Source organism: Roseibium sp. (assembly GCF_025698965.1).
GTDB lineage: Bacteria > Pseudomonadota > Alphaproteobacteria > Rhizobiales > Stappiaceae > Roseibium.
On sequence record NZ_JAILWL010000168.1, the window covers coordinates 1 to 11,802 of the forward strand.

Annotated in this window: 15 protein-coding genes; all 15 read right to left on the reverse strand. The window is 53.5% G+C overall.

All coding sequences use genetic code 11. The features are described 5' to 3' along the window. A partial coding sequence (locus K5905_RS14920) for a 2-oxoglutarate and iron-dependent oxygenase domain-containing protein (protein ID WP_297585317.1) occupies positions 1–322 on the reverse strand: 322 nt, incomplete at its 3' end. 221 nt (positions 323–543) lie between these two features. Then, on the reverse strand, positions 544–1,002 hold the full coding sequence (locus K5905_RS14925) for a hypothetical protein (RefSeq protein ID WP_297585320.1): 459 nt from the start codon (positions 1,000–1,002) through the stop codon (positions 544–546). Next, complete coding sequence (locus tag K5905_RS14930; RefSeq protein ID WP_297585323.1) at positions 999–1,397, reverse strand: hypothetical protein; 399 nt, start codon at positions 1,395–1,397, stop codon at positions 999–1,001. Before K5905_RS14930 ends, K5905_RS14925 begins: the two co-directional genes overlap by 4 nt. Next, a complete protein-coding gene (locus K5905_RS14935) occupies positions 1,397–1,822 on the reverse strand; it encodes a rod-binding protein (RefSeq protein WP_297585326.1) in 426 nt (141 codons plus the stop codon). Before K5905_RS14935 ends, K5905_RS14930 begins: the two co-directional genes overlap by 1 nt. 147 nt (positions 1,823–1,969) lie before the next feature. Next, positions 1,970–2,350 carry a flagellar biosynthesis protein R gene (locus K5905_RS14940; protein ID WP_297585329.1) on the reverse strand — a complete coding sequence of 127 codons (381 nt, stop codon included), beginning with the start codon at positions 2,348–2,350 and terminating at the stop codon, positions 1,970–1,972. Positions 2,351–2,354: 4 nt separating this feature from the next. Then, positions 2,355–3,131 carry a flagellar biosynthesis protein FliR gene (gene fliR / locus K5905_RS14945; protein ID WP_297585332.1) on the reverse strand — a complete coding sequence of 259 codons (777 nt, stop codon included), beginning with the start codon at positions 3,129–3,131 and terminating at the stop codon, positions 2,355–2,357. Then, positions 3,128–5,206: a flagellar biosynthesis protein FlhA gene (flhA, locus tag K5905_RS14950; protein WP_297585335.1), complete on the reverse strand. Its 2,079-nt coding sequence runs from the start codon at positions 5,204–5,206 to the stop codon at positions 3,128–3,130. Before flhA ends, fliR begins: the two co-directional genes overlap by 4 nt. Before the next feature lie 279 nt (positions 5,207–5,485). After that, positions 5,486–5,752 (reverse strand): flagellar biosynthesis protein FliQ, encoded by a 267-nt coding sequence (fliQ, locus tag K5905_RS14955; RefSeq protein WP_297585338.1) that lies wholly within the window; start codon positions 5,750–5,752, stop codon positions 5,486–5,488. A 14-nt stretch (positions 5,753–5,766) separates the two neighbouring features. After that, positions 5,767–6,162, reverse strand: a complete 396-nt coding sequence (gene flgD / locus K5905_RS14960) for a flagellar hook assembly protein FlgD (protein WP_297585341.1) — start codon at positions 6,160–6,162, stop codon at positions 5,767–5,769. A gap of 11 nt (positions 6,163–6,173) precedes the next feature. Then, a complete protein-coding gene (gene flbT / locus K5905_RS14965) occupies positions 6,174–6,653 on the reverse strand; it encodes a flagellar biosynthesis repressor FlbT (RefSeq protein WP_297585344.1) in 480 nt (159 codons plus the stop codon). Between the two features lie 3 nt (positions 6,654–6,656). Beyond that, complete coding sequence (gene flaF / locus K5905_RS14970; protein ID WP_297585346.1) at positions 6,657–7,007, reverse strand: flagellar biosynthesis regulator FlaF; 351 nt, start codon at positions 7,005–7,007, stop codon at positions 6,657–6,659. Between the two features lie 50 nt (positions 7,008–7,057). Beyond that, positions 7,058–8,104 (reverse strand): flagellar hook-associated family protein, encoded by a 1,047-nt coding sequence (locus K5905_RS14975; protein ID WP_297585349.1) that lies wholly within the window; start codon positions 8,102–8,104, stop codon positions 7,058–7,060. A 5-nt stretch (positions 8,105–8,109) separates the two neighbouring features. Continuing rightward, complete coding sequence (flgK, locus tag K5905_RS14980; protein WP_297585352.1) at positions 8,110–9,600, reverse strand: flagellar hook-associated protein FlgK; 1,491 nt, start codon at positions 9,598–9,600, stop codon at positions 8,110–8,112. Positions 9,601–9,633: 33 nt separating this feature from the next. Further along, the gene (locus K5905_RS14985) at positions 9,634–10,908 is read right to left on the reverse strand and encodes a flagellar hook protein FlgE (protein ID WP_297585355.1); all 1,275 of its coding nucleotides are present in this window, start codon (positions 10,906–10,908) and stop codon (positions 9,634–9,636) included. 168 nt (positions 10,909–11,076) lie between these two features. After that, positions 11,077–11,625: a transglycosylase SLT domain-containing protein gene (locus tag K5905_RS14990; protein WP_297585357.1), complete on the reverse strand. Its 549-nt coding sequence runs from the start codon at positions 11,623–11,625 to the stop codon at positions 11,077–11,079. Between the last annotated feature and the right edge of the window lie 177 nt (positions 11,626–11,802).

An 11,802-nucleotide genomic window follows, 5' to 3' on the forward strand; every position in this document is an offset into this window, starting at 1 on the left:
GTTGAAGGTCCAGACCGATATTGAACGCTTCCTTCAGATCAGAAGGTTTCGAAGGGTCCAGGTTCTCTCCCTCCATTGGAACATAGCCACGATTGGTTCTGAAAAAGTCCCTGGTCAGCGTCATTTTTTCGTCAATCGGCAGGCCAAAAAATTCGTGGGCTGCAGCGAACGTACGCTCGATCAGACGTTCCTCAACCCCGTGATTTTTCACATAGAAGAATCCAATGTCGCGGGCTGCTCTTCCAATTTTGCTTGCGACTTCCTCCAAACCTCCCGACGCATCGGAAATCAACGGGTCCAGATCGATGACAGGCAGCGTCATGGTTTTGGTCCTCTGTGAACTCATTGTCGAACCGGAAGCAGCGGGCGCTTCGAAACTGGTGTTAATCCTCTCATGTTGTGAAATTTGTTCGCAACTTAAATTGACGCAATGTCCAGGCGGATAAAGCTCCTACAAACCGGACAAGCTAAAAAAACGGCGCTTGCACGAGACAAGCGCCGGGCCTGGGTGGCGGCAGTTAAAAGTCTGAAGCGATATCTTCGCTAATGGGTGATCACGTCGTTTTTATCGAAATAGTTGAACTCTTCGACCAGAACATCGTGCACGACCTTTCGTCCAATTCTGGCATTGGTCTTCTGCTTGAGATGCTCCGTGAGCGCGTCCAGGTCGTATCGTTCCAGGTTGCTGAAATCCAGCGTGTCATCCGAATAGAGCCGTCTGAACGCTTCATCGACCAGGAATGGGTGCGGTGGAACCGGAAGCCTGCGCAACACGTCGCTGTCGGCGGTGAATACCAGTTTTGCAACCACATACCCCTGCAACGTGCCCTCAAACAGAACCGGAACATTGACCGGCTTGACGGTTTCATAATCAAGCCCGACAAACGACGGCTCGTCTTCTCCCCCAATACGCTTTTGAGAGGCGAGATATTGCGTGGTTCCATATCCGGAGGCCAGCATTGTGGTAGCCATCCAGATGCCGGCGACCAGAACTTTCATCATCGTGCAGGCTCCGGGAACGGTGCCTGGTAGGTGCCGTCAGAGTCAAAGTCGATCAATGTTCTGGACAGCATTTCGACAACTTCGGAAACAGCACTCATGTGAAGGTTCAGCAAATTGACATTTTCCTGTAGAACTTCCTTGAATTCACTCAGGTCTTCTTTCAAGTCGTCGGAAAACGAGTTTGCCGGAACCATGGCGCGCGCGCGTGTCAAATCGAGAAGTGCCTGACTTTTTCCGTATTCAAATGCCTTCAGGTCCGTTGTCGGGTTGGCACGCAGAGCATGCGTTTCCTCCTGAATGACCTTGATGGCACGCCGGACCGCGACCACCAGAGGTGCGGAAAGTTCCGGATTTGGCGTGATATCGATTGCCACGATCTCTTGACCGGATTCCATTATGCTTTCACTCCCTGGTTGAGCGTGTCGGAAATGATGTCCGCAATGCCAACACCGCCACTTGCCGCCAATTGTGAGGCGACCTGTTCTGCCAGCATTGACTTCCAGATCTCACCGGTAGTGCCTTCACCGAACGCGGCTTCCGCGTCTTGCGGCAACATTGTTTCAACAAACTGGGTGAGGATCATGGCTTCGAATTTCTCCGCCGGAGACTTATGCGCTTCTGCATTGCGCGACCCCGTTGACCTGAAGGTGCTGACGGTTTCTCCGCTTTGCTCGACGGCCCCCGCAAACGCGAGATCATACCCCTCCCCCGTTGGAGAAGCGGCAATCGACCGCAATCGGCTGGTTGCTTCTTGCAAGCCAGCGGGGTTAGCTGCCTTTGCAACATCCAGGATCAGGTCTGACGGGGGCGAAATTGCCATATGTCCGTTCCTTGGTCGAAGAATTGAATGCAAACAAGACCCGGCAGACGACAGGGCAAGGCAAGCAGGGTAGCTTGAACCGGACCTTGTTTGCTGTTTTCTGTTCTAATGTCTTCAGCTTGCGGGAGGCTTGCGTACTGCCTGAATTTAACCGTATCGACGTTCCAAAAGGTCCAGAAGGTCACGTTCCTCCTCGGCCCGCTGTTCCTCTCCACGCATTTTTGAAAGACGTTCGGCCATCAGTTTCAGCATCATGCGCTGTCGGTCATGTTCTGAATTCACTTTGGCTCGGGCTTCGCTCAGCCGCGCCATTTCCTCGATGATCTTGCGAAGTCGCTCCGCTGCATTTCCAATGAAACGATCATGCTGAGCCAGATCGCCACTGGAAAGCGCAAGCAGAATCCGGCGCTCTTTTTCATTAAGCTGATAAACTTGGGTGTCGAGCTTTTGTAAAAGCCACGAGGAAAACAAAAAGATCTGTTTCTGCATTCGAAACAAACGTTCGATTTCCTGACTGTTGCGTGCCATCGAGCTAACCTACCTGAAGCCATGTGAAATACCCGTCTAGGAAGATCATGATTGCCTCCGCGATGACGAGATAGAGGAAGTATAGACCGCCTGCGATGACAAACGGCAGTGAGATGAAATAGACAGGGATCTGAGGGGTGAGTTTATTGACCAGGCCGACCGCAAGATTGATCACGATTGTGTAGACCACAAACGGACTGCAGACACGCAGCGCCAGAATGAACGTTTCACCCATCTGGCCGGCGAACTGTTCCAGGCTGGTAACGGCAGCCAGCGGTTGCCCGGTTGGAATGGCTTCATATGAAGCGACCAGACCACGAAGAATTTCCCAGTGCTGGTTGGTAATGAACACCATTGCTGTCGCGGTAACCGTGAACAGGCTGGCAACCGGCGGCAAGGTGTCCGTGCCGTCGATCGGCATCCCGGGCATATTGGACATGCCGATTGCCATGGAAACCAGCGTCGTCAGTGTTTCCAGTGCTGCAAGAAAGGCTCTTCCAAGAAAACCGATAAATGCACCGGTCAGGAGTTCCGCCCCGATAAAGCGCGCCACAGTCCCCAATGTTTCATCCGGCAAGGAATTTTGGACGTCGCCAGCCAGCAACGGCGCAAGCGCGAGCGAAACGGACAACGCTATGAACAATCTGACACGCATTGGAATTCGATTGCTGCCGAACCCCGGAATTATCATCAGACAGGCACCAATCCGGCAAAAAAGCAGAAAGACAGACAAAAGCGCCGAAGCCCCGAAACTGCCGAAAAACAGTCCGCCGGATATCACGAAACACTCCCAAGCGCCGCGACATCCACACCGCGCGCTATTTCCAGATGAGACAGCACTGGCAAGGTCGGGAACATGCGTTCGACAATCATTCGGACATACGGTCGTGCGTCAGGTGCAGCCACGACTGCAAACCGGCTTCCTTCCTTCATGTGTTTCTTGACCGCCTCGGACATCTGAGAGCCAAAATCTTCAACAAGCTGCGGCTCGATGTCGAACTCGGTGACTTCACCTTTGGCATCCCTCTTCAGCGCATTGTGGAAGGCAAGGTCCCAACGGTTTCCGAGACGCAGCACTTTCAGCGGCCCGCCTTCTGCAAGGTCGCCGCATATCTGCTGGGCAATACGCATTCGGACATGTTCGACAACTTGCTCGGAACGACGTACATGCGGCACGATCTCGGCAATCGCTTCCAGAATGAGATTAAGATTGCGAATGGATACCCGCTCCGCCAGCAGGAGTTTGAGCACTGCCTGCAAACCGGAGAATGAGGTATGTGCCGGGCAGATGTCGTCCAGCAGCTTCTGGTATTCGGTATCAAGCCGATTAAACAGAACACGCATATCCTTGTACGACAGAAGTTGCGGAAGGTTGTTGCGGATCACTTCACTCAGATGCGTCAGGATGACCGTTATGTTTTCAGCCGGTGAAAGTCCCTGCCGCTTCAACTCGTCCTTGTAGGCAGGCGCAACCCAAAAGGCAGGCATTCCGAATGCGGGTTCCTGGGTCGCATCCGCGGGCACCGGAAGCGTATCGTCATTCGTCGGGATGACCAGGAGTTCACCAACCTTCAATTGCTGAGAGGCAACTATGGTTCCGTGAATTTTGATCTGATAACTCTTTGGGCCGAGCGTGAGACTGTCGGTCACGCGAATATCGGGCACGACAAAACCGAATTGCTCCGCAAACTTCCGACGCATCTTGGCAACACGCCTTGAAAGTTCTCCATGTTTGGTCAGCAATTCCGCTGACAATTGCTTGCCCAGGACCAGTTCGACCTCCGCAGATTTCAAGGTCTCTTTCACCGAGTCCTTTTCCTCGAGCCTGGCCTGTTCTTGTGCCTGTGCGCGCTTGTCTTCTTCAACCTTCTTCTTGGCGGCGAGCTTTCTGGGAATTGTGTATCCAATGAAGCCCATGAGACATGCAAGAAGCAGGAATGGCAGCATCGGCAAACCCGGCATCAACGCAAAGACGCCCATCAGGATTGCAGCAACGAACAACGCGCGTGGGTAACCACCTAACTGCCCGAGAACCGCCTTGTCTGTTGATCCTCTTGTTCCGCCCTTGGACACAAGAAGGCCTGCTGCCAGAGACACGATCAATGCCGGTATCTGAGAAACCAGACCATCGCCGACGGAGAGCTTGGTAAAAACATTGGCCGCGCTGGCCACTGTCATATCGTACCGGGTGACCCCGATGACAATCCCGCCGAGTACGTTGACAGCGGTGATGATCAGGCCGGCAACCGCATCTCCACGCACGAATTTTGAAGCCCCATCCATGGCGCCGAAAAACGAACTCTCTTCTTCAAGCTCCTTACGCCGCCGTTGTGCTTCCTTTTCGTCGATCAAACCCGCTGAGAGATCCGCGTCGATTGCCATCTGCTTGCCGGGAATTGCATCCAGCGTGAAGCGGGCGCCAACCTCGGCGATACGCGTCGCGCCTTTGGTAATCACCATGAAATTCACCGTGATCAGGATCGCAAAAACGATCAATCCGATGACAAAGTCACCGCTCATCACGAATTGGGAAAATCCGTTGATGACATATCCGGCGGCGTTGAGGCCTTCATGTCCGTTGGCGAGGATAACGCGAGTTGTCGCAATGTTGAGCGACAAGCGCAGCATCGTGGCAATCAGGAGAATTGTCGGAAAGGACGAGAAGTCCAGCGGTCTCTGGATCCACAGTGCGACCATCAGGATCAGGACAGACATGGCCAGTCCAAGATCGATCAGGAAGGTCGGAATCGGCAGGAACAATACTGCCAGAATGACTACAATACCAAGGGCAAAGCCGACATCGCGGCGGCTTTCCGGTGTTCCGTTGGCAATCGGAGAAATGGAGGTGTCAGTCATACCTTCCCTCTGTGGCGTATCTGTTGAGAGGCAAAGTCGCTGTTCAAGCTTGCGCGAAGCTTTTTGTGCAGTGCTGCAAGGAAACTTCTTCGACAGGAAATGTAGGGAATGCTGTTGCGCTTCTTTTTGCTGAAGAAACTCGGTCGTTCATACGGCAGACAAGCGCCTAAGGGGCGCCCCTCATGAGATCAGCCGCAATCGCCGTAATAAGCGCCGAGAAAGGCTAGGTCAGGTATGTCCTGACAACCGCATTCAAGCACAGCCCATGCGTGTATCGACCTAGAAACCTGTCTCGATCCGATTATAAATCAGCGTTGTCAGCGTATAGATCTGACCGCCGATAAAGGGGCCGGCAACAACGATCATCACCAGTATGGCGACGATCTTGGGAATAAAAGTCAGGGTAATTTCCTGAACCTGGGTCAAAGCCTGCATCAGGGCAATTCCGATACCGACAACCATGGCCGGCACGATTGCTGGAGCAGATCCCACAAGGATCGTCCAGATTGCAGACCTCACCAGGTCCAGGGCATCCACTTCATTCATGAGTTTTCGTCCGCTCAGGATATCTTTACACCCGGGCCAAGCAGAATGCCGCTTCCATTGTCCAGACCCAGGATCGTTCCGTCCGAATAGATCTCGACTGATTCCACAACTCCCGTTGTCCCGTTCACATCGGTCACGGTTCGGCCGATCAGATCGTCCACCTGGCTGAAGGACATGTTGGTCAACATCGTTTCCAGTTTGGCATTTGTCTGGATAGCTTGTTCAACTTGGCTGAAGCTTGCGAGCTGTGACAATTGCTCCGATGCATCCATCGGATCTGTCGGATCCTGGTTTTGCATCTGCGCCATCATCAATTGAAGGAATGTATCGTAGTCGACCGTCAGTTGTTGCTGGGCATTTGAAGCGGCGCCTGCAGTTTGCGCCGAATTTACACTTTCAACAGTTGTCATCCCGTTTCTCCTTATACAACAGCCAGCCGAGGGCTTTCCCGAAAGTTGTCGCGGGCTGCAACTTGCGGAACTGACGGACCGGCATTGCCGGCATGTTTTTCATCGTTTTTTTCCTGAAGCATCACCCGAGCTTCTATCGGATAAAGCCCCCGGACGACCTTCATGGCCTCAAACCATCGCTCTGTGCCCGCAAGCTCTTCCACATCATCCAGGCGCTGCAGGATTTCTTCATTTGAAAACGCGCCCTTGATCGACCCAAGCACCAGGTGGAACATGTCTTTGGCGGCACGTGCTGATACCGGATCGATGATCATGGTCTGAAGGATGAAATACAGTTGGCGAAGGGGCGTTGTCGCGTCTTCGGGCTGCAGGACATGAGCTTCAAGCAGAAACACCGCGTCGTTCAGAAGCTCGATGTTGGTTTTCCTCTCAGCCCGGATCACCGCGCCGTTGATGAACAGGCGCTCGCCTGCTTTCAAACCGATTTTCATAGGTTAACCGTCCAGGCTGTCGCGGATAATGGCGTTGATCTGAATGATGTCGGAGAAATCGTCCTGCTCCCACTGGCGCAGCGACTCCACTTCCTTCAAAACCCAGATGCCAACGGAGATCAGGTTCGCTCGGGTTTCGATCGGCAATTCGTTATCGTCATCGGCCAGATGTTCGAGGAAATAGCTCCACAGACGTCTGGTATAAAACAGTGCGTCAACAGCTTCCGGAGACCGGATTCCCTGCTCCTTTGCCACGGACAACTTGTCGATAACGATCGACATTGCCTCATGCTCATTAAGCCTTTGATCAATGCAGAGATCATCCATGACCTCGGCGTAAGACAGGTTGTACATGGGCCCTCCAAAGGTTCCGTTTTGGTCTAAATTTCAGCTACTTATGCTCGTCAAATGTAGTTGAGAATGCTAAGCCCCTGCATTCGGGCGGTTACGGCATAGGTGGTTTCAAGCTGGGTCAGCGCCGTGTTGAGACGGACGGATGTTTCTTCCGGATCGATGTTCTCAAGAACGTTGATGCGCTGATTGATAATGTCCGTCTGAATGGTCAGCCGCTCGCTTGCCAGCTTGACCTGTTCCTGAACATTTCCGAGTTTGCCCATTTCACTGGTGACGCCGGCAATTCCGGACCCCAGCTTTTCGATCGCCTTGTCGATCACGACCTTGTAGGTATCGGGGTCCAGGTTTTCGTTCCCAAGGTCAGCCATCATCGTGTAGGCCTGTGCCAGATCCCGGAATGCCTGTTGATTGGCGCTGACTGAACTCGAGACCGTCTCGCTTGCCGAAATACGGCTGACCATGACATTGTCGGCGGCAGACGACCAGTTTGTACCCCAGGCAGGATCCGCGAACATGGTGTCGAAGGCACCGTTCAGATAGGTATCCATCGCAGCCGGTGTGATGCCGGAAACCGCTGGATTGGACTGGGCAATTCCGAATTCTGCAAGAAACGCAGCGTCCGCGGTAACTTTGTTGGCCGATGCCGGATCGGAATAGTCCGCAATCGGTTCCATATCCGAATTGATTCCGGCGAACACATAACTACCGTTCAACTGGGTGTTCAGACGCGACGTCATGAGCTCCATGTTGCCAATGGCATCGGCCTTGACGATGTCTGAGCTGGTTTCGTTTTCGCGAAGGGCAACCAGCGTCTTCAGGAAGTCTTGAGCATCTGACAGGATGTCTCCCATGGCGGCCTGGCTCACATCCAGCCTGGAAGCGGTCAATGCATTGGTGTCGACTATTCCGTCAAGAAAGTGAAATTCCGAACGCAAGGTTACGCTTTCACCGGTCCTTGCCCCAAGGTCGAGACCAATATCGTATTTGCGGCCCGATGACAGTTCCACGCTGAGCTTGTTGACCAGACTGGCCTGGCTCATGATTTGCCTGCGCGACGCATCTGCGAGTGAAACGGTTGAAATAAAAGTGGTTTTCATGGCGGTTACCTCGCTGCGGCCAGAAGGTCTTCAAGCATTGAATCAACCGCTGTGATCAACCGCGTAGCGGCCGAATAAGAGCGTTCGATTTCAAGCAGAAGCGTCATCTCTTCATCGATATTGACGCCGGTTGTGTTGTTCAGGTTTTCGGCTGTCCTGCCGATGAGAACCGACTGCACCTCAACATTGCCGGTCATGGTCTTGCGACCACTCTCCAGCCAGCTGACGGAGGATGCTGCAAATCCGGCAAGCGAATCCGAGGGATCCAGCTCGACGCCTGCATCGAATGTTGCATCAGCATCAAATGCGGATACCATTTCCTGCAAACGGTCTGCAAATCCCGCGGCACCTGTTGGATTGTAGCTGTAGTTCGGGTCAAGCGGATCAGAGATGCCCCCGTCCCTAATTCTATCCAGATCTCCACCCTGGTCAGGGTTCGCATTCGCGTTGACGACAATCTCGGCGGCTAGCCCGGGCATCAGTGTGCCGGTTGCGGGAACCGCCGGAGCCCCGGACCATGTAAAGAGTCCGGCCTGGTCCGGTCCACCGCCACCGCTTTGATCGCTTTCGGCGAACGCTTCAATGAGCCCGCGTGCTATTTCATCCAGCTGGTTCTGGTAGGTAACAGCAACCTCATCGCGAAGTTGGGCCAATCCGTGAAGACGACCGGATTTGATCGGCATCACCGCACCGGGACCGGCGACGGGCACCCCGTCGACCAGAACATTGTTACCCACTGTGGTCGCATCGTAGACCACTGTGGATTCAAATGTGACCGACCGCGCCGTGGTCTCAAACAATGTCACGCCGCTATCTGTGTAAACGACGATATCGCCATTGCTCCTATTGAGTGTGGTGATGCCGATTTCTTCAGAAAGCTTCAGCAAGACCTGATCACGTGAATCCTGAGCATCCGTCACATCCGTGCCGGATTGCGTTCCTTTCACGATAACCGAATTCAGGTCCTCCAACTGACCAAGGAGATTGTTGATCTCGCTCACCGACGTCGCCATGTCGGCGTCGGCGCCTGACCGAACGTCCTGTACAAGTTGCGAGCTTGTTTGCAGCGTCTGAACCATATCCTTGGAAGCCTGCAGAACGTCTTGAGCCTGAATGGCATTGTTCGGGTCAGATGCCAGGGTCTGAATCGACAGCTTCAACTCACCCAGCCTGGCGGCCGGCGATAGCTTCAACTCCGTGTCGCCGGTTGTTTCCGAAAGCCGGGTCAATCCTGCAAGAACTGCTTCCTGCGAAGTTCCAACAGATGTCGTCTGCAGAAGCGAGGAATAGAGCGCGCTGTCGGTAACACGCGCAATCCCCTCAACCCGAAGCCCTCCGGCTTGACCGGAGTTTGTATAAGACTGGCTCAGCAGGACTGACTTTCGGGAATATCCAGGATCCTGAGCGCCGGAAATGTTCCGGGCGATGACCGAAGATTCCGTTTGCCGGGCGGCCAGCGCGGATTGCGCGACCTGCAGCGCTACAGACAAACTCATGACAACTACTTTCCAATTCGAGAAATGTCTGCGTTAGCGAGTAAGGTTCACCAACTGCTCCAGAAGGTCCGAGCCGGCCTTGAATACTTGCGAATTCGCCGTGTAAGAGCGTTGAGATTCGATCATGGAAGTCAGTTCGTTGCCGAGATCCACATTTGAATCCTCCAGTCCACCAACCTTGATGTTGCCCATGCCGCCTTCACCGGCAAAGCCGACACGGACATCACCTGAATCGACCGAAGGGCTGTAGACGTTGCCCGATTTCGGGTCCAGCTTGTCCGGACTGGGAACATTGGCGAGCGGAATTTGATAAATCGCACGCCGGTCGCCGTTTGTGTAAATGGCGTAGAGAGTACCGTCGGTATCAAATTCTACATTCTTCACCGAACTCGGCGCGTTGCCGTTCGCGTCAACGTTGGTCACGGTGAAATCGGCATTCAGATAGGTTGAATCGGCAAGATCAAGATCGAACGTGCCGCCATTGGGCACCGCAATGTTAATGTTGGTTGGGCTGACTGCAGTCAGGTCGCCTGTCGTGACATCGAATGAGATCGTCTGGGTGTTAAGCGGGCCGGAGGAATATGGAAAACCACCTCCCGCAGCTGCATCAGCCGCGTTGTAGACCGCAACTTCCCAGTCAGATTCCGTCGCGGTTTCAGTCACCTTCGAATAATAGACATCCAGCTTCACTTCATTGCCCAGATTGTCATAAACAATCATCGAGGTTTTGTGAGAAAAGGCCGAAGTTGCTGTGTTTGCGGAAGGAAGATCCGCAGCCGGTACGATTGCGGCGTCTTCGCTCACATTAACCCGCAAGAACGCGCTGTCTGTCGGTGTGGCCTCGAGCTGGTTCTGAGTGGTGTTGATCCGCTCGAGACCGCCCAGGCCGTTGGCCACCGTTGTCGGGGCCACACCATCCGTGACCGGATAGCCTTGCAGGTAGTACCCTGCGGTGTTGACAAGATAACCGTCACCATCGGGGACGAAATGCCCGGCGCGGGTCAGATAGCTTTCACCTGCCTCGTTGGCAACCACGAAAAAGCCGTTGCCGTCGACCGCAAGATCGGTCTTTGACGTGGTGAAGCTGATATTGCCCTGCTTGGTGACCTGGTATTGCGTGTGCGCTTCCACGCCTCCTGAATTGAAGGACCCGGCACCTTGTGAAACCACAAGCGAGGAGAACGCGGACTCGGCTCTCTTGTAACCGGTCGTGCTCGAGTTCATCACGTTTTCCGCAACAGTACCCAGCTTACTGGATTGCGCATTCATTCCAGATACGCCGCTACGCATCACTCCGAAAAGGCCCATGACCGGTCTCCTGTATCCAAATCAACTGGCGACAGTAAAACCGGGCTAACTTGTGCGAAGCTGTTCTTTCCAAACAATAATTGTTTCTATTCAAATACTTAATTGTCTAAATTTTTAATTGTAAGGCAAAACGGATCGTCGCTTATGGGGTCGATCAATAGACTTGTGTCACACGCCACAAAATTTCTTGGATTTTATGGTCCAGTTCCCGAAACCGGACGCAACCATATTGCGGATCACAGTACAAACGTAACGCTTTTGTGCAGGATTGTTGTTGGGTCCGGCATGATACCGAGCCACTGCCATTGTCCAAGACCCCTGTTTCTTTCGAAGGTCCTTTAAAAATCTTGCAGCGTATTGGACGTTGGCGCGAGGTTCGAGCATATGATCGACAGAACGGAACTGATCGCCATGGTAGTAGTGATTGATCTGCATGCAGCCAATGTCGATAAGTTTCTTGCCTCGGTTTCGCGCCTTGACCACGTCACGTTTTGCAGCCGACCGGCTGGGTGGAAACACCGACTTTCCCTCAATATTGAGCGCATACGGATAAAGTGAATTTCTCCGCCCCGTTTCGGTCAGACCAACCGCATAAAGAACACCGAGCGGGACTTGGTATTTCTGAGCTGCCGCCACCATCTCCCGTTCGCAGACATTCTGCATCTCGGACCATGAGGGTGTTGCTGCGATGGCAGACAGACTAAAGATAGATACCATCAGAAAGGTCGAATTCAGAGACGCCATCACCCTGTCCTTTTGAAGTTTCAGAAACGAAAACCGCGTCATCTCTCTGTCTATTTCCGGATCTGTCATTCTGCTCGCGGGGTGTATCGCCACCAAAGGTCTGACCTTGTCCATCGCCTGAGGCAGGGTCGTTCGAACCGTTTTGACTTG

What these genes read in the sequence shown, in the direction of transcription:
- K5905_RS14925 (WP_297585320.1), bottom strand. Translation starts at nt 1,002, where the DNA reads ATGATGAAAGTTCTGGTCGCCGGCATCTGGATGGCTACCACAATGCTG.
- K5905_RS14930 (WP_297585323.1), bottom strand. Translation starts at nt 1,397, where the DNA reads ATGGAATCCGGTCAAGAGATCGTGGCAATCGATATCACGCCAAATCCG.
- K5905_RS14935 (WP_297585326.1), bottom strand. Translation starts at nt 1,822, where the DNA reads ATGGCAATTTCGCCCCCGTCAGACCTGATCCTGGATGTTGCAAAGGCA.
- K5905_RS14940 (WP_297585329.1), bottom strand. Translation starts at nt 2,350, where the DNA reads ATGGCACGCAACAGTCAGGAAATCGAACGTTTGTTTCGAATGCAGAAA.
- flhA (WP_297585335.1), bottom strand. Translation starts at nt 5,206, where the DNA reads ATGACTGACACCTCCATTTCTCCGATTGCCAACGGAACACCGGAAAGC.
- fliQ (WP_297585338.1), bottom strand. Translation starts at nt 5,752, where the DNA reads ATGAATGAAGTGGATGCCCTGGACCTGGTGAGGTCTGCAATCTGGACG.
- flgD (WP_297585341.1), bottom strand. Translation starts at nt 6,162, where the DNA reads ATGACAACTGTTGAAAGTGTAAATTCGGCGCAAACTGCAGGCGCCGCT.
- flbT (WP_297585344.1), bottom strand. Translation starts at nt 6,653, where the DNA reads ATGAAAATCGGTTTGAAAGCAGGCGAGCGCCTGTTCATCAACGGCGCG.
- flaF (WP_297585346.1), bottom strand. Translation starts at nt 7,007, where the DNA reads ATGTACAACCTGTCTTACGCCGAGGTCATGGATGATCTCTGCATTGAT.
- K5905_RS14975 (WP_297585349.1), bottom strand. Translation starts at nt 8,104, where the DNA reads ATGAAAACCACTTTTATTTCAACCGTTTCACTCGCAGATGCGTCGCGC.
- flgK (WP_297585352.1), bottom strand. Translation starts at nt 9,600, where the DNA reads ATGAGTTTGTCTGTAGCGCTGCAGGTCGCGCAATCCGCGCTGGCCGCC.
- K5905_RS14985 (WP_297585355.1), bottom strand. Translation starts at nt 10,908, where the DNA reads ATGGGCCTTTTCGGAGTGATGCGTAGCGGCGTATCTGGAATGAATGCG.
- K5905_RS14990 (WP_297585357.1), bottom strand. Translation starts at nt 11,625, where the DNA reads ATGGTATCTATCTTTAGTCTGTCTGCCATCGCAGCAACACCCTCATGG.